The sequence below is a fragment of the Planobispora longispora genome (assembly GCF_016863135.1).
Lineage (GTDB): Bacteria > Actinomycetota > Actinomycetes > Streptosporangiales > Streptosporangiaceae > Planobispora > Planobispora longispora.
The window spans coordinates 26088-45138 of sequence record NZ_BOOH01000073.1 but is presented as its reverse complement, the minus strand read 5'-3'; the positions used below and the strand labels follow the sequence as shown (position 1 = coordinate 45138).

Genomic DNA, 19051 nt, shown 5'->3' with positions numbered 1-19051 from the left:
ATACGGCTTCGTCGAGGGCGCCCAGCGCATCGCCGCCGGGCTGCTGGACGCCGCCAAGGCGCTCGGCGGGCGGCTGCCGGAGCTGTTCTGCGGGTTCGACCGCGAGGAGTTCCCGCACCCGGTGCCGTACCCCACCTCCTGCTCCCCGCAGGCGTGGGCGGCCGCGGCCCCCATCCTGCTGCTCCGCTCCCTGCTCCGGCTGGATCCCTGGGTGCCCCACGGCAGGCTGTGGCTGTCCCCGGCGCTGCCGGAGAGGTTCGGGAAGCTGCGGATCTCCGGCCTGCCCATCGCGGGCTCCCGGATCACCGTCGAGGTGGCGGAGGACAACCGGGTCTCCACCGTGTCGGGCCTGCCCGAGGGGATCAGCCTGATCGCCGAGCCGCGCCACCCGATCACCGGCGCGGGCGAACAGGCCGCCGCCCAGGACTGGGACCGGCGGTCGCTGGCGAGCTGAGAGCCGGCCGCCCGGCCGGGCCTGGACGTGTGAAGATCTGATCGAGAGTCTCACGCATGGCCTTTCCCGCCCCGTCGCACTTGACTTGGAGCACAAGGAAAGCGGGCGAGACAGAACGGCGCCCGCGAGGGTCCTGAGGCAGGAGAGACGATGCTTGAGCTGTTCCAGACGATCACGCTGGTCGCGGCCACGGTGGCGATGGGGCTCACGGCGGGCTTGTTCTACACCTTCTCCTGCTCCGTCATGCTCGGCCTGGCCGAGACGGACGACCGCACCTTCATCGGCGTGATGCAGCGGATCAACAGGAGGATCCTCAACGGCTGGTTCGCGCTGAGCTTCGGCGGGGCGCCGCTGCTGACCCTCCTGGCCGGGGTGCTCCACCTGGCCGGCGGGGGAGAGGACGGGCGGCCCGCGCTGCCCTGGATCGCGGCCGGGTTCGTCCTGTACGGCGTGACCTTCGTCGTCACCGCCGCCGTCAACGTTCCGCTCAACAACGCCATCGACGCGGCCGGCGACCCGGCGGCCATCGCCGACCCCGCGGCGGTGCGCGCCGCCTTCGAGACGCGGTGGGTGCGCTGGAACGTCGTCCGCGCGGTGTCCTCCACGGCCGCCCTCGCCTGCCTGGCCTGGGCGCTGGTGCTGTACGGCGGTGCGACGGGGTGACCGGCGCCGCGGGGAGTCCTAAGCTGTCCGACCATGCGCTCTCTCTCGCCCGGCGCCGGCCCCCGGCGGTCCCTCCGGCGTCCGGCGATCCTGGCCCGATGGACCCTCCTGGGAACCGCCTGCCTGGTCGCCCTGCCCGCCACGGCCGCCCAGGCGGCTCCGCCCGCCTCGCCGACCACGGCCGGGCGGGCCGTCCTGTCCGCCGCGGCCGCGCGGACCGCCCCGCCCGGGAACGCGCTGCTGACCTCCGGCAGGCTGGCGGCCACCGCGTGCCCCGAACCGCCGCTCGTCGACGGGGGCGTCCCGCGGGCGCGGGAGTACCTGACGGCGGTCATGAAATGCCTGAACACCTCCTGGTCGGCGCATTTCGCCCGGGCGGAGCGCCGCGGGCTCCACGGGCTCCGGTTCCGCGCCCCCGCGGTCCGCTTCTACGACGATCCCGTGGAGCGCGTCTGCGGCGTGCCCTGGCCCGCCCACGCCGACGCCTTCTACTGCACCCGGCAGGGCACGCTGGTGTTCCTGCTCGCCGGTGACTGGATCGAGGGCCGGACCGACCTGTACCCCCTGAAGAAGGCGACCCACGAGTACGGTCACCACCTGCAGAGCATCACCGGCATCAGGGCCGCCTTCGAGGCCCGCGCCCGCTCCCGCCGCGCCGACGAGGCCGAGCTCAAACGCCGCTACGAGCTCCAGGCCGACTGCCTGTCGGGGGTCTTCCTGGGCAGCGTGCGCCGCTCCCTGACGCGCACCCCGAAGGACTGGAAGGCGCTGCACGAGGCGATCCGGGCCAGCGGCGACGACCCCGAGTACCGCAGCCACGGCAGCGGCGCCAACCGGCTCCGCTGGTTCAAGCGCGGCTACGCCGCGACCTCCCCGGCCGCCTGCGACACCTGGAAGGCCCCGCGGTCCTGGGTCTCCTGACGATCCGAGCCCGTCCCCGCCCAGCCCGGCGCGGCGGGCCCGGACCATGGCCCGCACCCGGCCGGCCGCCTGCTCCAGCAGAGCGCGCACCGGTGCGGACGCCACCGCGACCATCGCCGCCGGCACGGGCCGCCGGCGGCGCGACGGGCGACCGTCAGAGCGCGACGAACTCGCCCGGGACCGCGGCCCCGTCCACCAGCAGGTCGGCGCGGGAGCGGGTGCCGTCGGCGGCGAACCACTCGTCCTCGGCGCGCATCCAGGCGTGCCACTGCGGCTCCAGCGCGGCGCCGTCCCTGGCCAGGGCGCGGGCCAGCCGCAGTTCCCGGGGCGCCTCCACCCACACGGCGTAGGCGAGCGGGGCCGTGCGCCGGGCCGTGCTCACCCCCTCCATCAGCAGGACCGGCGCCACCGGGACCTCCACCCACTCGGCGAACACGCCGCGCACCCAGTCGTAGCGCCGGTAGCCTCCCGGCCCGCCCGCCGCCAGGGGGACGAGCACCTGCTCCTCCACCCGCGCGAACCAGGCCTCCGGCGGCTCGTCCCACGGCACCGGGAAGTCGTCGCTGTGCACCACCCGGCAGCCCAGGGCGCGGGCGAGCCGCCCGGCGAAGGTCGTCTTCCCCGACCCGCCCGGCCCGTCCACCGCGACGACGCGCACCGGCCCGCACGACGGCGGCAGCACCCGGACGGTCGCCGCCAGGTCCGGAAAGGAGATCGTGTCTGCCACCTCCCCAGGATGACATCCGGGCCCGTGGCGGCCCGCAACCGCGGGACACCCGTGGGGAGCCGCGATTACCCCTGGGTATCGTTCCGGTCGGGGACCTGGCACGCTTGCCATGCCGCCCCCCGTGCCCTTCCCGGCCCGCCCCGGCCGGGATCGGCGACTCTCACCCGGAGGTTGATCTTGCAGGGAGCCTTTGGCGACATCACCGTCCTCGACCTGTCCCGCGCGCTGGCCGGGCCGCACGCCGCGCAGATGCTCGGTGACCTGGGCGCAAGGGTGATCAAGGTGGAGCACCCCGGCGGGGGCGACGAGTCGCGGGGCTGGGGTCCGCCCTTCGCCGGTCCCGACCACGACATCTCCACGTACTTCCTGGCCGCGAACCGCAACAAGCTCTCGATCACGGTGGATCTCAAGTCCGCCGAGGGAAAGACCTTGATCGAGCGCCTGGTACGGCAGAGCGACGTGCTGATCGAGAACTTCAGGACCGGGGTCCTGGACCGGCTCGGCTTCACCGTGGAGCGGCTGCACGAGCTCAACCCCCGCCTGGTCGTGCTGTCGATCACCGGATTCGGGCACGACGGGCCGGAGGGCGGCAGGCCCGGCTACGACCAGATCGCCCAGGGCGAGGCCGGACTGATGAGCCTGACGGGGCCCTCGCCCGCGGAGCCGTACCGGGTGGGCGCCTCGATCGCCGACCTGCTCGCGGGCATCCACGGGGCGTACGGCGTGGCCGCCGCCCTCTACGAGCGCGAGCGCACCGGCCGGGGGAAGGTGGTGCGGACCTCGCTGCTGGCCGCGGTGACCGGCGTGCACTCCTACCACGGCACCGCCTGGACGGTCGGGGGCCGGGTGCCCGGGGCGGCCGGCAACCACCATGCCTCGATCGCCCCCTACGGCGCGTTCCGCTGCGCCGACGGCATGATCCAGATCGCGGTGGCCAACGAGGGGCAGTGGCGGAAGGTGGCCGCCCTTCTCGACATCGACCCAGATCTCCCGAAATATGCGACAAATAGAGAAAGATTCGCACACCGGGATGAGCTGATCGCCGACATGGAACAGGCCCTGGCCAAACACGACCGCGCGCACTGGCTCGCCGCGCTCGGCGAACGCGGCGTGCCGGCCGGGGCGATCCGCTCCATCGACGAGGTCTACGCCTGGGAGCAGACCCGCTCCCAGGGACTGCTGGTCGAGGTCGACCACCCCGTGCTCGGCCCGATCGAGCTGCCCGGCCCGCCGCTGCGCTTCGACGGCGAACCGTCCCGCGAGCACACCGCCCCGCCCGCCCTCGGCCAGCACAACGAAGAGGTGCTCGCCTGGCTCGCGGAGCGTGAGGGATGAGTGCCCGGCACCTGCCGCGCCGTACGGCCGCGGAACGTCTGCCGTGCCGTGCGGTCACGGAATCTCTGTCGTGCCGTACGGCCGCGGAACGTCTGTCGCGCCCCGCGGTCGCGGAGCCCGGAGCGCCGCGATGAGACGACCGGACGCGCGGACGCTGATCAACGCGGTTCTCGACCCCGGGACCTGGAAGTCGTGGGACCGGCCGCCCGTCGACCCCGCCGAGCCGGGCTCCGACTACGCCGAGGAACTGGCCGCCGCCCGGACCAAGAGCGGCTACGACGAGTCGGTGATCTCCGGCGAGGGCCTGCTCGCCGGGCGCAGGGTCGCGATCGTCGCCTGCGAGTTCTCCTTCCTCGCCGGGTCGATCGGGGTGGCCGCCGCCGAGCGGCTCACCGCCGCGATCGAGCGCGCCACCGCCGAACGGCTCCCGCTGCTGGCCGCCCCCGCCTCCGGCGGCACCCGCATGCAGGAGGGCGCGCTGGCCTTCACCCAGATGGTGAAGATCACCGCCGCGGTCGCCGCGCACCGCGCCGCCGGCCTGCCGTACGTCGTCTACCTGCGTCACCCCACCACCGGCGGCGTCCTGGCCTCCTGGGGCTCGCTCGGCCACGTCACCGCCGCCGAGCCGGGCGCGCTGATCGGATTCCTCGGGCCGAGGGTCTTCGAGTCGCTGCACGGCTATCCCTTCCCCGAGGGCGTGCAGGTCGCCGAGAACCTCTTCGCCAACGGCCTGGTCGACGCCGTGGTCTCCGCCGAGGACGCCCGCGCGATCGCGATCAGGGCGCTGGCCGTGCTGTGCGCCCCCCGCCGCGGCCTGCGGCGCGGGGCCGAGCCGGCGGAACTGGACGGGGTCCAGCGGGTCGACGCCTGGGACGCCATCACCCGCTCCCGACGCGACGACCGGCCCGGCGTACGGGCGCTGCTCAAGCTCGGCGCGGCCGACGTCACCCCGCTCAACGGCACCGGCGAGGGCGAGAACGACCCCGGCCTGCTGCTGGCCCTGGCCCGGTTCGGCACGGCCCCCGTGATCGTGCTCGGCCAGGACCGGCGCCGCCAGCGGGCCGAGGCCCCGCTCGGCCCGGCCGGGCTCCGGGTGGCCCGCCGGGGCATGCGCCTGGCCTCCGAGCTGGGCCTGCCGCTGGTCACAGTGATCGACACCGCCGGGGCGGCGCTCTCCAAGGCGGCCGAGGAGGGCGGCCTCGCCGCCGAGATCGCCCGCTGCCTGGCCGACCTGGTCATGCTCGACGCCCCGACCGTCTGCCTGCTGCTCGGCGAGGGCGCGGGCGGCGCGGCCCTCGCGCTGCTCCCGGCCGACCGGGTGCTGGCCGCCCAGCACGGCTGGCTCTCCCCGCTGCCGCCCGAGGGGGCCTCGGCGATCCTCTACCGGAGCGTGGACTTCGCCCCGGAGATCGCCGCGGCCCAGGGCGTGAAGTCCACCGACCTGAAGCGGAACGGCGTCGTGGACCGGATCGTCCCCGAGTTCCCCGACGCCGCCTACGAGCCGGAGGCGTTCTGCCGCAGGGTCGCCGCAGCGCTGGAGTACGAGATCATCGGGCTGCTGGGGCAGGCCCCCGCGGACCGCCTCACCGCCCGCCTCGCCCGCTACCGCAACCTCGGCCAGTCCGGCCCGGACGGAGACCACCGGCCTCCACCGGACTGATCGACCCGGCGAAGGCGGCCGGTGATCGTCCCCGGCGGCCCGGCGCCCGGCGAGCTCGCCGTCCCGTCCGCTCCGGCCGTCCCGTCCGCCACGGCCTCGGCGGCTGCGGGCACAGCCGAGACAGCCCTGGCGGGGTCGCGGGTTTCCCCCCTTCCGCGACCGCGGCCGGGCTGGCGACACTGCTCGGCAGAGAGGCTCATCCGAAGAGGCCTGTCTGACGAAGGAGGCCGGCATGCGCACCTCGCTGATCGCCGTGGCCGCACTCGGATACGGGGTGTGGGCGGTGTGGCCGGACTTCGCCCACGACGCCGCGGCCCCGATCCTGCTGCTGGCCGGCCAGGTGGCGCTGGCCGTCACCGGCGGGCTGTTCCTCGCCGAGGGACAGCGCCTGGTCGGGACCCTGTTCGCCGCGGCGGCGTTCGCCGAGCTGACCGCCGCCCTCACCAGCCGTCCGTGGGGCTGGCATCCCTTCATCGCGCACATGGCGCGGCCGGTCGGGGCGCTGCTCCTGATGACGGTCCTGCTGAGCTACCCCCACCGGCGCGTCGGCTACCGCGCCTTCGTCCTCGGCGCGAGCGCGCTCCTCCTCGTGGCCAACGTGGCCGACGCCGTCACCTGGGACCCGGCCCCGCCCGGCCGGCCGCCGGCGGGCTTCGCCTGGATCACCCTCCACGCCGACGGGCCGGAGCAGCGCACCGCGTACGGCGCGTACTGGCTGCTGGTGATCGCCGTCGCCATGGCCGCGCTGGCCCTCGTCGCACACCGCGCCGTCACGGCGCGCGGCCTGGAACGGCGGGAGCTCGTGCCGGTCTTCGTCGCCTCGGCCGTGTACGGCTTCGCGATCCTGTCGAACGCCGTCTGGACGGTCACCCCGTACTTCACCGGCGACGACCCGCTCGACCCCGCCTACGTGCCCGACGTGGTGTCGATCTCCGCCGTGGCCGCGCCGCTGCTCATCCCGGCCGCCTTCCTCGCCGCGGCGATCCGCCGCCGGCTGGACCGGGCGGCCGTCGCGGACCTGGTGACCGGCATCGCCCAGCCCGCCACCGCGGAGTCGGTGCGCGAGGCGTTGCGCCGGGCCCTGGCCGACCCCGGGCTGGACCTGTTCGCCGGCGACCCGCCCGACGCCGACGGCCGGCTCGATCTGGAGATCACCGACAGCGCCGGTCGGCCGCTGGCCCACGTGCGCACCGCACCCGAGCTGCGAAGACGCGGCGACGTGGTGGAGGCCGCGCTGGGCGCGGCCGCTCTCAGCCTGGAGAACGCCCGGCTCCACACCGACCTCCAGCAGCAACTGCGCCAGGTCGAGGACTCCCGCGCCCGGATCGTCGAGGCCGGTGTGGCCGAGCGCAGGCGGCCGTCGCCGACGACGGCCGCGGCGGCGCCGCCATGCGGCCGAGCGGCGGCCTGGCCGGCCTGGCCGACCGCGTCAACGCCCTGGGCGGGACGTTGCGCATCCAGAGCCCGCCGCGGGGAGGCACCCGGCTGGAAGCCAGGCTGGTGAGCGGCTGATGCGCGTGATGCTGTGTGACGACTCCGCGCTGTTCCGGCGCGGGGTGGCGCTCCTCCTCGAAGGCGTCGGCGTCGAGGTCACCGGACAGGCCAGGGACGTCGCCGAGCTGACGACGCTGATGCGCGGCCACCTGCCCGACGCGGTCATCCTCGGCATCCGCATGCCGCCGACCTTCACCGACGAGGGCCTGACGGGCGCGGCCGAGCTGCGGGCCGCCCACCCGCGGCTGGGCGTGCTGGTGCTGTCCACCTACGCGGAGACCGCCTACGCGCAACGGCTGCTGGAGATCGGGCCGCGCGGGGTCGGTTACCTGCTGAAAGACCGGGTGGACGACGCCGCCGCGATCCGCGACGCCCTCACCCGGGTGATCGACGGTGAGTCGGTCGTCGACGGCGAGATCATCAGCCGGCTGTTCGCCCGCAAGGCCGCCTCCCCCCTCGACCGGCTGACCGAGCGGGAGCGCTCCGTCCTGACCCTGATGGCGGAGGGCCGCTCCAACCAGGCGATCAGCCGCCGGCTGCACCTCGGCGTCAAGACGGTCGAGGGCCACATCGCGGCCATCTTCGCCAAGCTGGACCTGGAGTCCGCCCCGGACGACAACAGGCGCGTGCTGGCCGTACTGGCCTGGACCCAGTCGGCGGCCCAGAGACGCCCCGGCGGCCCGGGTTCATGACGGACGCTCAGGGCTCGGGCCGCCAGGCAGGTCGTCGGACTATTCCGCCCAGTCAAGCAACTCCACATCGCCAGGTCCCGAGCTGTCTGATTGAGAGGATGAGAAGGCTCACTGATTCCTGCCACCCTGAGTTCATGCTGGTCAAGGGGCGTCACTGACAGTCACGCCGTATCGTGCTCGGCTCCTCGTTCCTGGACGAGAGGGTTCTGTGTCTGTCGGTGGCGGTTGGCAGCATGACGACATGACTATGCAGCCCTTTGATGTCTCCTGGCTCTGCGGCGAATACGCCGAGGAGTGCTACAGCTTCATCTACATCCGTGCCACGCCTGAACAGGTGGTCGCCCGCCTCGGCGGCCGATGGGAGGACTTCACGCCGGGCCCTTTCCCCGACGATGCGGATGACCACCCGGGTTTCGAGTCTCTCGGCGTCACCTCCATCGGCGATTGGACGTTCGTTTTCGACCCTGACTGGCTCGGCACCCGTGAAGATGTGATCACAGAACTCTCGGTGGGCACCCGCCTCGTCTCCCAGGCCGCACTGGCCATCAAGGGGCTGGACTACTTCCACTGGTGCGAGGACGGCGAGATCAGGTTCGCCTGGGGAGTAGACGACGAACATCTGGCGGGGACCCCGGATGAACTCGCGGACACGATGGCGGAGATCGACAGGATCTACCCATCATCTCCCCACCTCTATGAGGGGCCGGCTTTCCTGCTCATCGAGCACCTGACCGGGATCAGGGTGACGGAGCAGCTGCTGAAGGGCTCCACGTTCATGTGGGGGATCGTCCCGGAACCGGCCGCGTCGTAACGTCGGCCGACAGCGAGCCTTCTCCATCCTGAAGCAACAGCTCAGAGTGGGGGCGTGTCCACGGAAGTGATGCAGAGGTGAAGGACTGGCCTGAGCCGATATCGACGTGCTGGAACCACTGGATCGCGGTCCCGGCCGGTGATCAGGTGGGCGTGATAGACATCCTGGGCCTGTCCCCGCTCAGGCCGATCACGTTCGCCGAGGCCCGACAGGTGATCGATGCTGACGGACATAGTGACCCGAACGATCGCCGTCACCTGGCACGGGTCTTCGTCACGCCCGAGGTGGACGGCTGGACCCTGGTCATCGGCGCCTGGTGTGATCCCTGCAGCAGGGAGCGTCACGAGGACGTGCTGGGGGAATGCAAGGAGCTCAGCGTCCGCTACGGAAGAGCCCAGGCCTACTACTACGGCGCGCAAGGGGACGGCTCGGCATGGCTGGTGGCCGAGAAGGGCCACGCCGTACGCCGGTACGCGGCGACCGGCGAACCCGACGACGAACTGCTCACCCTCGGCGACCCCCTCCCCGTGGAACAGGCGCGGCTCGCGGAACTGGGCCTGCCGGCCGACGGGGATCTGCGGAGCGCGAGCGACGAGCAGATCGAGGAGTGGACCGAGGTCGCCTTCGACCTGGCTCCCGAGATCGCCGCCGCATATGGTGTCAGCCCGTTCACCCTGACGCGCGGGACGAAGGTACGGGGAACCGGAGTGCTCGCGCTTGCACCGGACGCGGCCGACCATAGGAGTCAAGGAACTGGGACGGCTCCAACCGCCTCCAGAAGCTCGGCGGGGAACTCCCGGTCGGCCTGGCCGATGGCGAGCGGGACCCACCGGCCCGCTTCCGATCGCCGTCAGACGAGCAACTGCCCGCTGATCTGACATAGCCCGTTGATCGGCTCCGGCTCCGGCTCCGGCTCCGGGAACGGGGGCTCAGGGCTCGGTTCGGGAGGGGGAGAGGGGGACCGGGACGCGCTCGATCCGCAGGGAGACGACCTCCTCGCGCGGGACGACCACCTCGTAGGCCCCGTGGTCGACCATCCAGTAGCCCAGCGCCTCGGCCTTCATCCCGCTGTGGCCGGTGTAGGCGATGTGCAGTCCCTCCTCGCCGTTCTCCTCCGAGACGTCGAGGACCAGGCACGGCTCGCCGCCGAACGCGCCGACGGTGCGGACCAGCACCAGCCAGTCGAGGGAGGCGCGGGCGACCACGGCCCGCCAGTAGCCGGAGACCGGCTCGAAGCCCTCCTGGGCCTCCTCGCTGAACAGCACGGCCTCGGCGGGACCGGGGCCGAGCGCCGCGGCGTAGGTGCGTTCCCGGTAGCGGGCGACGAAGCCCGACGCCACCGGCTCGATCTCCTCGCTCATGCCGCTTCTCCGCCCAGCGGCTCGGAATCCGCATCCGCGGACGCACTGTGCCCGTTGATTCGCTCGCTCATGGGGCGGGCCGCCAGGTGAGGCCGTCGTAGACGCCGAAGAGACGCTCTTCGGCGTCGGCGGTCACGTGAATGATCTCGGCTCCCGGGGGGATCGGCATCGGCATGGTGTGGAACTGCGGCACGACGTGCTCGCGCGAGGTGGTGAAGCCGTTCCCGGCGAACGGCGGCGAATCGTTCCAGTCGCCGCCCATGTGCGGGCCGTAGGGGACGACGTAGGTGTCCACATCCCGGGCGAACCACCGCATGAGATAGACCTCGGGCACCGTGACGGTCAGTTCGGAGCCCTCGAATCCCAGGTCGAGACCCATGAAGAGGAGCGCGGGAGTGGTCAGCCTGACGCAGTCCTGAACCCGGTAGACGTATCCCGAGATCACGGTCCGCTTGCCGGAGAGGTAGGGCAGGAGCAGCCGAGGCGGGATGACCTTCTGCATCTGCGTTCTGCGCCCAGGTGGCTCACTCACATGTCGCATTTTACGATCTGTTGACTCACAGTCGTCGGTGTTCGAGGCAGGGCAGGGCATTACGGGTGACAATCGTGACCTGCGCGTCGAGGACGCAGGTCTGCACCGCGGGCGCCGGGCCGAGGTCGGCGCGGACCACGCCCATGGGATCGATCAGCATGCTGCGGCCGATCCCGAAGCCGTCCGCGGCCTCCGGGTTGGGCGCCTGGCCCACGGCCGCCACCCAGGTGGTGTTCTCGATCGCGCGGGTCCGCGTCAGGGTCGCCCAGTGCTCTTCCTTCATCGGTCCCGACCCCCATGCGGCGATCACCGCGAACAGGTCGGCGCCGCGGTCCGCCAGGGCCCGGGTGAGTTCGGGGAAGCGGATGTCGTAGCAGGTGACCAGCCCGACCCGGAGCCCGGCCAGCTCGACGACGACCGGCTCGTCGCCGGGCACGACCAGCGAGGACTCGCGCGCCCCGAAGGAGTCGAACAGGTGGATCTTCCGATAGGCCGCCCTGACCTCCCCGTCGGGGCCGAGGGCCACCGCGGTGTTGTACACGCGGATCGCGCCGGCGTCGCCGGCCCGGGCCGTGTCCGCGTCGCTCGCCGGGATCGTGCTCTCCGCCGGGATCGTGCTCTTCACCTGGACCGTGCCATCGCCGGGGGGCGTGCTCCGGCCGGTCGCCGGCTCGAACACCCCGGCGATCACGGAGAGGCCGTGGGCCCGGGCGGCCTCGGCCAGCCCGGTGACGAACGGCCCGTCCAGCGGTTCGGCCAGGTCGAGGATGCGCTTGCCGTACCGGGTGAGGGCGGCCTCGGGGAAGATCGCCAGTTCGGCGCCGTCGTCGGCGGCCCGCGCGAGGGAGGTCTGGACCTGACGGAGGTTGGCGGCGGGATCCTCGGAGACCGGGATCTGGCACAGGGCGATGCGGGTCACGTCTGCGACTTTATCCGGCGATTCGGGACTCGTTCCATCCACGTGAGGCATCGCCACACCCATTCCAGCGGGCCGTACCGGAACCGTGCCAGCCACCACCGGCCGAACAGCACCTGCGCGGTCAGTACGGCCGGCGCGAGCCCCACCACGGAGAGCCGGGTCGGGTCGGCGGTCAGCAGCGGCAGGGCCAGCAGGATGATCGGAGTGCTGGCCAGGTAGTTCGTCAGAGCCATCCGGCCGAGCGGGTTGAGCACGGCTTCCAGCGGGCCGCGCAGCCGGGTGCGCAGGAGCAGCAGCAGCCCGGTGCAGTAGGCGGTCGCGCAGGCCAGCGGGGCGGCGATGAACAGGCCCCGGTAGGACAGGTCGGGGTCGGTGCGGGAGGCGTTCCACAACGCGACGAGTCCCACCGTCAGCACCGCGCCGGCCAGGAAGGCGGGGAGCAGCAGGCGCGGGCCCGGGCGGTACTCCATCAAAGCCATTCCCAGCAGGAACATCGCCGGGATGAGGACGACCACGAACACGCGCTCGCCGAGGAACCCGCCGAAGATCTCACCGTCGACGACGTATCCGCCGTTCGCGTAGACCGCCCACGCCGTCGTGGCGATCCCCAGCACCAGCACCGCCGCGCGCGGCAGGAACGAGGCGGGCAGCAGGACCAGAACGCCGAAGATTGCGTACGGCAGGAGCACCTCGCCCGGGTTCACGCTCCAGTGCGCCAGGCCGAAGCAGGCCAGCACCGCCAGCCTGCGCAGCAGGGCCAGGCGCGGGCGGGCCGTGCGTTCGGCCGCCGAGTCGAGGAACAGCACGAAGCTCAGGCCGAAGAGGAACGAGAAGATCGGGTAGAACCGGCCCTGGAACAGGTTCTCCACCACCCAGTCGACCGCCCCCCGCTCCGCGGCGCGCGGGTCGCCCGACTCGGCCAGGTGGCCGACCGTGTGCTGCCAGGTGTTGACCAGCATGATCCCGCATATCGCGAAGCCCCGGAGGGCGTCGAGCTCGTGCAGCCTGCGCGTCATACGGTCACCCCGTCCGCGGGCCGCGCGCACGTGCCGGTCCGGAATACGATCACGGACTCAACGTAGCGTCCCGGACCGGCCGTCGCAGCACCGGCCGGTACGGTGGCCGCGCGTTCCACCGGAGGGGCGGGCGGGCGAAGTCGCCGCCGGGCGGGCGGGAAGGCGGGGCGCGTCTTGGCATGCGGGACCTCGCCTTGCCGTACCGGATGACGCGCCGGTAGCGTCGGCCGGGATCGAGCGGGGCGCCGGCCGGGATGACTCCGGCGGCGGCGCGGCCACCATGTCTGGAGTGAACGAGATGACGGCGACCGGGGAACGTCCCATGGAGGTGGGAGCGCTCCCACAAGAATTCGTGTGGGGCGTGGCCACCTCGGCCTACCAGATCGAGGGAGCCGTGACCGCCGACGGCCGGGGCCCCTCGATCTGGGACGCCTTCTGCCGGGTCCCCGGGGCGGTGGCGGCGGGAGAGACCGGCGAGCACGCCTGCGACCACTACCACCGCTGGCCGGAGGACATGGCGCTGCTGGCGGGCCTGGGCGCCGGGGCCTACCGGTTCTCGGTGGCGTGGCCGCGGGTGTTCCCCGAGGGAACCGGCCGCGTCAACCAGCGCGGCCTCGACTTCTACCGGCGCCTGGTCGAGGCGCTCAACGCCCGGGGCGTCACCCCGTTCCTCACCCTCTACCACTGGGACCTGCCCCAGGCGCTGGAGGAGCGCGGCGGCTGGCGGGTCCGCGACACCGCCGAGCACTTCGCCGACTACGCCGCGACCGTGCACGAGGCCCTCGACGGCGTGCCGTACTGGATCACGCTGAACGAGCCCTACTGCTCCTCGATCACCGGGTACGCCGAGGGCCGCCACGCGCCCGGCGCCCGGGAGGGACACGGCGCCCTCGCCGCCGCCCACCACCTGCTGCTCGGTCACGGCCTGGCCACCGCCCGGCTGCGGGAGCGCACCCGCGAGGGCGAGCAGATCGGCGTCACCCTCAACATGTCCCCGGCGGTGCCCGCGAGCCCGTCCGCCGAGGACGTCGCCGCCGCCCGCCGGATGGACCTGATGGTCAACCGGCAGTTCACCGAGCCGCTGCTCGGCGCCGTCTACCCCGCCGACGCGGACGAGGTCTACGGGGAGATCAGCGACTTCTCCTTCCGCCGGGAGGGCGACCTCGAGATCATCTCGGCGCCGCTGGACTTCCTCGGGGTGAACTACTACTACCCGATCCACGCCGCCGCGGCGCCGTACGGCCAGCCCGACCCGGCCCTGCGCTCGGCCTACGACATCGGCGTGCGCACGGTCGCCCCGGACGGGCCGCCGGTCAGCGGCCTCGGCTGGCGCGTCGAGCCGCGCGGCCTCTACGACACCCTGACCGGCCTGGCCGGCCGCTTCCCCGGCCTGCCCCCGATCTTCATCACCGAGAACGGGTACGGCGGCGGCGGGGAGCTCGACGACACCGGCCGCGTCTCCTACCTGGAGCAGCACGTGGCCGCCACGCGCGAGGCCGTGGCCGCCGGCGTGGACGTGCGCGGTTACTTCTGCTGGTCGCTGCTCGACAACTTCGAGTGGGCCAGGGGCTACGCCGCCCGCTTCGGCCTCGTGCACGTCGACTACGCCACCCAGGCCCGCACGCCCAAGGCCAGCTACCGCTGGTACCGCGACCTCATCGCCGCTCAGCCGTCGTCCTCCCACTCGGCCAGCGCCCGGTAGGCGGGCCGGAGCAGGTCCAGGAGCGGAATGTGCCGGGCCTTGACCGGCGGCGGATCCAGCAGGCGCAGCAGCAGGTCGGGCGGGGTGTCCGGCGGGTCCGCGCGGTCGCGCAGCCGGGCCGGCGACGCGCCCGGCTGGTAGAAGTCCGCCGTCCGGCCGGTGAACGGCACGTCGGTCACGTCGAGCGGATCCGGCCGGGGCGGCTCGGTCACGTCGAGCGGACCCGGCCGGGGCGGCTCGGACCGGTCCCGGTCGCTCATGGTCCCTCCTCCGCCGGACCCGTCGCCCGCCCTCACGAGACCGCCTCCGGTCCGAGCCGGAACAGCTCGCGCAGCTGGTCGACGGAGAGGTCGGTGATCCAGTCCTCGCCGGTGCCGACCACGCTCTGGGCCAGCGCCTTCTTCCGCTCGATCATCTCGTCGATCCGCTCCTCCAGGGTGCCGACGCAGACGAACTTCCGTACCTGCACGTTCTTGGTCTGGCCGATCCGGAACGCCCGGTCGGTCGCCTGGTCCTCCACCGCCGGGTTCCACCAGCGGTCCACGTGGATCACGTGGGAGGCGGCGGTCAGGTTGAGCCCGGTGCCCGCGGCCTTCAGCGACAGCAGGAACAACATCGGCTCGTCGTCCTGCTGGAAGCGCTCCACCAGCTCATCCCGCCGCTTCTTCGGCAGCCCGCCGTGCAGCCAGAGCACCGGCCGGTCCAGGTGCGCCGCCAGGTACGGCTGGAGCAGCGAGCCGAACTCGGTGTACTGGGTGAACACCAGCGCCTTGTCGCCCTCGCTGACGATCTCCTCGGCCAGCTCCTCCAGCCGGGCCAGCTTCCCCGACCGGCCCGCCAGCCGTGACCCGTCCTTGAGCAGGTGCGCGGGATGGTTGCAGACCTGCTTGAGCTTCGTCATGGCCGCCAGCACGTTGCCGCGCCGCTCGATGCCCGCGCTCCCCTCGATCCGGCCCATCATCTCCTCCACCACGGCCTGGTAGAGCGCGGCCTGCTCGGGCGTGAGGTTGCACCAGACCTTCATCTCCAGCTTGTCCGGCAGATCGGAGATGATCGTCTTGTCGGTCTTCAGCCGGCGCAGCACGAACGGCCCGGTGACCCGCCGGAGCGCGGCCGCCGCCCGCTCGTCGCCATGCCGCTCGATCGGCTCCTGGTAGCGCTCGCGGAACGCCTTCGCCGGGCCGAGCAGCCCCGGGTTGCAGAACTCCATGATCGACCAGAGCTCCGCCAGGTGGTTCTCCACCGGCGTGCCGGTCAGCGCGAGCCTGCCGCCCGCCGGGAGGGACCGTACGGCCTGCGCCTGCCGGGCGGCGCTGTTCTTGATCGCCTGAGCCTCGTCGCAGACCACCCGGGCCCAGGCGAGACCGGCCAGGACGGCCTGATCCCGCAGCGCGGTGCCGTACGTGGTCAGGACGAGATCCGCCTTCTCCACCCGCCGGTCCAGCTCCGGGCCGCGGAGCCGGGAGGCCCCGTGGTGGACGTAGACCTCCAGCGAGGGGGCGAACCGGGCCGCCTCCTTCTGCCAGTTGCCGAGCAGCGACATCGGGCACACCAGCAGCGTCGGTCCCGCTTCCGCGCCCGCCTCGCGCTCGTTCAGGAGCAACGACAACGTCTGCGCGGTCTTGCCCAGGCCCATGTCGTCGGCGAGGATCCCGCCGAGCCCGAGCCCCGCCATGAAGACGAGCCAGGACAATCCGCGCTCCTGGTACGGCCGGAGCGCGCCGTGGAAGGAGGCCGGGGTGGCGACCGGCTCCAGCCGGCGGTCGGCCTCACCGGAGAGCAGGTCGCCGAGGAGGCCGTCGGCCTCCACCCCGGTCAGCGGCAGCTCCGCGTCACCGCCGTGGACGATCTCCCGGATCACGTCGCGGACCGTCATCTCACCCGACCGGCGCCGTCCGACGGTCTCCAGCGCCGCGCGGAGCTGCCGGCCGTCCAGCTCGACCCAGCGGCCCCGCACCCGCACCAGCGGGACCTCGAACCGGGCCAGTTCCTCCAGCTCTTCCTCGCTGATCGTTTCGTCGCCGAGGGCCAGGTCCATCCGGAAGTCCACGAGCTCGTGCAGCCCGAACCCCCGGCCGGCGCCCCCCGGGCCGGTCTCCCGCGAGCGGGCCGTCAGCTTGAGCCCCAGCCGGGTCCGGCCGGCCCAGTCGGGCAGCAGCACGCCGAATCCCGCCGACCGCAGGAGCGGGGCGACCTGCCGGAGGAACCAGAACGCCTCGGTCGTGTCGAGGGACACCTCCGACGGCCGGGGGTCGCGCAGCGCCTCCTCCAGCCGGGGATAGAGCCGGGCCGCCCGGCCGAGCCCCGCCAGCAGCGCCTCCTGCGGAGAGGCGGGCAGGCCGGGGGCGGTCTCGCCCGCCCAGACGAGCCGCGCGGGCAGGGAGGGGCCGGACTCCTCGGCCGGCTGGACGGCGAACTCCACCCGCCAGCCGTTCCCGGGGGAGGCCGGGCGGCCGCCGTGCTGCGCGACGGGATCGGCGCCGGCCGGGAGCCCGGATCCGCCGGCCGCGAGCTCCGCGAGCTCCGCGGGTTCGGCGGGCTCGATCAGCCGGAAGCAGACCCTGACCGAGCTGTCGAGCCGGTGCGCCGACCGGAACCACTCCTGGAGCGGCCCGGCGAGTTCGTCCGCCTCGGCCCGCGTCACCCCGGGGAGAACGGGTTCGTCACCGGTGAGGGCCACCGTCCAGCGGTCCGCCAGCGGGCTGCGGCGCCCCGGCCGGTGCCCGCCGAGCAGCCGGTCGGGGAGCGCCCGCCGCACCGCCGCGTCGGCCAGCCCGGCCAGGACCTCGATCAGCACGTGGGCCGAGGGCCGCTCCTCGGCGACGGCCCGGCAGACCGGCGGCATCGCGGCGGCCAGCTCCCGGAACCGGGCCGCGTCGGAACCGGTCAGCACCGGGCACCACCGCGCCGCGTGCTCCCCGTCCTCGGGGACGAGCTGGGGCAGCACCCGGCCGCGGCGGACCAGGTCGCGGGCGTACTCCGCGACGACGGCGAGATAACGCAGCGAGGCCGCGGGGACCGGGGCCTGCTCGCCGGGAAGCTCGTCGGGCTCGTACGCCGCGGCGGGGAGCCTGGCCGTCTCGCCGACGGAGCCGAGCAGGCCGAGCGCCGCGCCGGGCTCCACCAGCAGGGCGGGCACCCGCCAGGAGCCGATCCTCGGCTGCCGCGCGGAGACCTGCGCCCCCGACTCGGGGGAGGGCAGCGGGCTCCGCGCCGACCCCGGCAGGAGCAGGACCAGCTCACCCGGGACGGCCTCGTCCGCCGCGGCGGCCCCGTCCGGTCCCCAGAGCGGCAGGCCCGCGACGACGTCCGCGGCCGGAGCCGCGAACGGATGCGGGCGGACCTTCGCGCGGGAGGCGCCGACGTCGGGACCGGGCGGATCCTCCGCCCACAGCGCCAACCTGCCACCGGCCCACGCTCCGTGGATCACCAGCACCGCCGAGCCCCCTCTCTCGCGGGGAAACCGTAGCAGTCACGGACGGACAGACCGGACGCCGGAGATCACCGCGCCCCGCCGGCCCCGTCCCGGCCCGCAGCTGTGATCGACGACGGCGCGCCGACTACTCTGGACCGGGTGAGCGATCCCCTGGTGGCGCGGATGCGCGCGTTCGGCACGACGATCTTCGCCGAGATGTCGGCTCTCGCCCTGCGGACGGGCTCGATCAACCTGGGACAGGGGTTCCCCGACACCGACGGCCCTGCGGCGCTGCTGGAGCGGGCGGTCGAGGCGATCCGCGGCGGCGCCAACCAGTACCCTCCCGGCCCCGGCGTCCCCGACCTGCGCCAGGCCGTCTCCGAGCACCGCAAGGAGCACTACGGCCTGCACTACGACCCCGACGGCGAGATCCTCGTCACCGTCGGCGCCACCGAGGCCGTCGCCGCCTCGATCCTGGCGCTCTGCGAGCCGGGCGACGAGGTGATCGCCTTCGAGCCCTACTACGACTCCTACGCCGCCTCCGTCGCCCTGGCCGGGGCCGTGCTCCGCCCGGTCACCCTGCGTCCCGCCGGGGGCCGGTTCACCTTCGACCCCGCCGAACTGCGCGCCGCCGTGGGCCCCCGTACCCGCGCCATCCTGGTCAACTCCCCGCACAACCCCACCGGGACCGTGTTCACCCGCGAGGAACTGGAGACGATCGCCGGGCTGTGCGCCGAGCACGGCCTGACCGCGATCACCGACGAGGTCTACGAGCACCTGACCTTCGACGGCGCCCCGCACATCCCGCTGGCCACCCTGCCCGGCATGCGCGAACGCACGGTGATGATCTCCTCGGCGGGCAAGACCTTCTCGGTGACCGGCTGGAAGACGGGCTGGATCTGCGCCCCGGAGCCGTTCGTCCGCGCGGTGCAGACCGTCAAGCAGTTCCTCACGTTCACCGCCTCGGCCCCCTGGCAGCTCGCCGTGGCGTACGGCCTCCGCCACGAGCTCGGCTGGGTCTCCTCCCTGCGCGACGATCTGCAGGCCAAGCGCGACCGCCTCATGTCCGGCCTCTCCGCCGCCGGGTTCGACGTCTACCGCCCCGCCGGCACCTACTTCGTCCAGGCCGACATCCGCCCCCTCGGCTTCACCGACGGCCTGGCCCTCACCCGCGAGCTCCCCTCCCTGGCGGGCGTGGTCGCCATCCCCACCCAGGTCTTCTACGCCCACCCCGAGCGCGGGCGGCACTTCGTGCGCTTCGCCTTCTGCAAGAAGGACGAGGTCATCGACGAGGCCGTGACCCGCCTGCGGAAGCTCGCCTGAGCGTATGACCCGCAGTTCCCCGGCGC

The 19051-nt window shown here is 73.3% G+C and carries 17 protein-coding genes and 1 pseudogene; 11 read left to right on the top strand and 7 right to left on the bottom strand.

The genetic code is table 11. From position 1 onward, the window contains the following. The 3 genes and pseudogenes from Plo01_RS38320 to Plo01_RS38310 form a co-directional block, all read left to right on the top strand. A pseudogene (locus Plo01_RS38320) lies at positions 1 to 454 on the top strand (hypothetical protein); the annotation flags it as partial. A gap of 150 nt (positions 455 to 604) precedes the next feature. Further along, positions 605 to 1117: an anthrone oxygenase family protein gene (locus Plo01_RS38315; protein ID WP_203895706.1), complete on the top strand. Its 513-nt coding sequence runs from the start codon at positions 605 to 607 to the stop codon at positions 1115 to 1117. A 33-nt stretch (positions 1118 to 1150) separates the two neighbouring features. Then, a complete protein-coding gene (locus tag Plo01_RS38310; RefSeq protein ID WP_203895705.1) occupies positions 1151 to 2038 on the top strand; it encodes a neutral zinc metallopeptidase in 888 nt (295 codons plus the stop codon). Between the two features lie 154 nt (positions 2039 to 2192). Here Plo01_RS38310 and Plo01_RS38305 read toward each other — a convergent pair whose 3' ends face one another. After that, positions 2193 to 2765 carry a uridine kinase family protein gene (locus Plo01_RS38305; protein WP_203895704.1) on the bottom strand — a complete coding sequence of 191 codons (573 nt, stop codon included), beginning with the start codon at positions 2763 to 2765 and terminating at the stop codon, positions 2193 to 2195. 177 nt (positions 2766 to 2942) lie between these two features. Between Plo01_RS38305 and Plo01_RS38300 the strand changes: the two genes are divergently transcribed. The 6 genes from Plo01_RS38300 to Plo01_RS38275 all read left to right on the top strand — a co-directional run bounded on the left by Plo01_RS38300 (position 2943) and on the right by Plo01_RS38275 (position 9635). Further along, the gene (locus Plo01_RS38300; protein WP_203895703.1) at positions 2943 to 4100 is read left to right on the top strand and encodes a CaiB/BaiF CoA transferase family protein; all 1158 of its coding nucleotides are present in this window, start codon (positions 2943 to 2945) and stop codon (positions 4098 to 4100) included. Between the two features lie 130 nt (positions 4101 to 4230). After that, positions 4231 to 5760: a carboxyl transferase domain-containing protein gene (locus tag Plo01_RS38295; protein ID WP_203895702.1), complete on the top strand. Its 1530-nt coding sequence runs from the start codon at positions 4231 to 4233 to the stop codon at positions 5758 to 5760. A gap of 232 nt (positions 5761 to 5992) precedes the next feature. After that, positions 5993 to 7264, top strand: coding sequence for a hypothetical protein (locus Plo01_RS38290; protein WP_203895701.1), 1272 nt, complete (start codon positions 5993 to 5995; stop codon positions 7262 to 7264). A 7-nt stretch (positions 7265 to 7271) separates the two neighbouring features. Continuing rightward, positions 7272 to 7946 carry a response regulator transcription factor gene (locus Plo01_RS38285; RefSeq protein WP_203895700.1) on the top strand — a complete coding sequence of 225 codons (675 nt, stop codon included), beginning with the start codon at positions 7272 to 7274 and terminating at the stop codon, positions 7944 to 7946. Positions 7947 to 8187: 241 nt separating this feature from the next. Beyond that, positions 8188 to 8757, top strand: a complete 570-nt coding sequence (locus Plo01_RS38280) for a DUF6461 domain-containing protein (protein WP_203895699.1) — start codon at positions 8188 to 8190, stop codon at positions 8755 to 8757. A gap of 77 nt (positions 8758 to 8834) precedes the next feature. Next, positions 8835 to 9635 (top strand): hypothetical protein, encoded by an 801-nt coding sequence (locus Plo01_RS38275; protein WP_203895698.1) that lies wholly within the window; start codon positions 8835 to 8837, stop codon positions 9633 to 9635. A gap of 51 nt (positions 9636 to 9686) precedes the next feature. On the opposite strand, the gene Plo01_RS38270 is transcribed toward Plo01_RS38275, so the two are convergent. The 4 genes from Plo01_RS38270 to Plo01_RS38255 form a co-directional block, all read right to left on the bottom strand. Continuing rightward, positions 9687 to 10118: a hypothetical protein gene (locus Plo01_RS38270; protein ID WP_203895697.1), complete on the bottom strand. Its 432-nt coding sequence runs from the start codon at positions 10116 to 10118 to the stop codon at positions 9687 to 9689. Between the two features lie 67 nt (positions 10119 to 10185). Further along, positions 10186 to 10650 carry a hypothetical protein gene (locus tag Plo01_RS38265; protein WP_239317875.1) on the bottom strand — a complete coding sequence of 155 codons (465 nt, stop codon included), beginning with the start codon at positions 10648 to 10650 and terminating at the stop codon, positions 10186 to 10188. 25 nt (positions 10651 to 10675) lie between these two features. Beyond that, the gene (locus tag Plo01_RS38260) at positions 10676 to 11569 is read right to left on the bottom strand and encodes a carbon-nitrogen hydrolase family protein (RefSeq protein WP_239317873.1); all 894 of its coding nucleotides are present in this window, start codon (positions 11567 to 11569) and stop codon (positions 10676 to 10678) included. Further along, positions 11566 to 12585 carry a DUF418 domain-containing protein gene (locus Plo01_RS38255; RefSeq protein ID WP_203895695.1) on the bottom strand — a complete coding sequence of 340 codons (1020 nt, stop codon included), beginning with the start codon at positions 12583 to 12585 and terminating at the stop codon, positions 11566 to 11568. Before Plo01_RS38255 ends, Plo01_RS38260 begins: the two co-directional genes overlap by 4 nt. A 298-nt stretch (positions 12586 to 12883) precedes the next feature. Here Plo01_RS38255 and Plo01_RS38250 point away from each other — a divergent pair, with 298 nt between their 5' ends. Further along, positions 12884 to 14287, top strand: a complete 1404-nt coding sequence (locus Plo01_RS38250) for a GH1 family beta-glucosidase (protein WP_203895707.1) — start codon at positions 12884 to 12886, stop codon at positions 14285 to 14287. Here Plo01_RS38250 and Plo01_RS38245 read toward each other — a convergent pair. Together Plo01_RS38245 and Plo01_RS38240 are read right to left on the bottom strand one after the other, a co-directional pair. After that, a complete protein-coding gene (locus tag Plo01_RS38245) occupies positions 14251 to 14547 on the bottom strand; it encodes a hypothetical protein (protein WP_203895694.1) in 297 nt (98 codons plus the stop codon). The genes Plo01_RS38250 and Plo01_RS38245 overlap by 37 nt on opposite strands. A 32-nt stretch (positions 14548 to 14579) precedes the next feature. After that, positions 14580 to 17723 (bottom strand): DEAD/DEAH box helicase, encoded by a 3144-nt coding sequence (locus tag Plo01_RS38240; RefSeq protein WP_203895693.1) that lies wholly within the window; start codon positions 17721 to 17723, stop codon positions 14580 to 14582. Between the two features lie 138 nt (positions 17724 to 17861). Between Plo01_RS38240 and Plo01_RS38235 the strand changes: the two genes are divergently transcribed. Further along, entirely contained in the window at positions 17862 to 19025 is a 1164-nt protein-coding gene (locus tag Plo01_RS38235) for a pyridoxal phosphate-dependent aminotransferase (protein WP_203895692.1), read from the top strand. Positions 19026 to 19051 lie beyond the last annotated feature (26 nt).

Bases quoted from the DNA above. Each gene is read 5' to 3' on its own strand.
- Plo01_RS38245 (WP_203895694.1), bottom strand. From the start codon at position 14,547: ATGAGCGACCGGGACCGGTCCGAGCCGCCCCGGCCGGGTCCGCTCGAC.
- Plo01_RS38310 (WP_203895705.1), top strand. From the start codon at position 1,151: ATGCGCTCTCTCTCGCCCGGCGCCGGCCCCCGGCGGTCCCTCCGGCGT.
- Plo01_RS38285 (WP_203895700.1), top strand. From the start codon at position 7,272: ATGCGCGTGATGCTGTGTGACGACTCCGCGCTGTTCCGGCGCGGGGTG.
- Plo01_RS38270 (WP_203895697.1), bottom strand. From the start codon at position 10,118: ATGAGCGAGGAGATCGAGCCGGTGGCGTCGGGCTTCGTCGCCCGCTAC.
- Plo01_RS38290 (WP_203895701.1), top strand. From the start codon at position 5,993: ATGCGCACCTCGCTGATCGCCGTGGCCGCACTCGGATACGGGGTGTGG.
- Plo01_RS38255 (WP_203895695.1), bottom strand. From the start codon at position 12,585: ATGACGCGCAGGCTGCACGAGCTCGACGCCCTCCGGGGCTTCGCGATA.
- Plo01_RS38315 (WP_203895706.1), top strand. From the start codon at position 605: ATGCTTGAGCTGTTCCAGACGATCACGCTGGTCGCGGCCACGGTGGCG.
- Plo01_RS38250 (WP_203895707.1), top strand. From the start codon at position 12,884: ATGACGGCGACCGGGGAACGTCCCATGGAGGTGGGAGCGCTCCCACAA.
- Plo01_RS38295 (WP_203895702.1), top strand. From the start codon at position 4,231: ATGAGACGACCGGACGCGCGGACGCTGATCAACGCGGTTCTCGACCCC.
- Plo01_RS38280 (WP_203895699.1), top strand. From the start codon at position 8,188: ATGACTATGCAGCCCTTTGATGTCTCCTGGCTCTGCGGCGAATACGCC.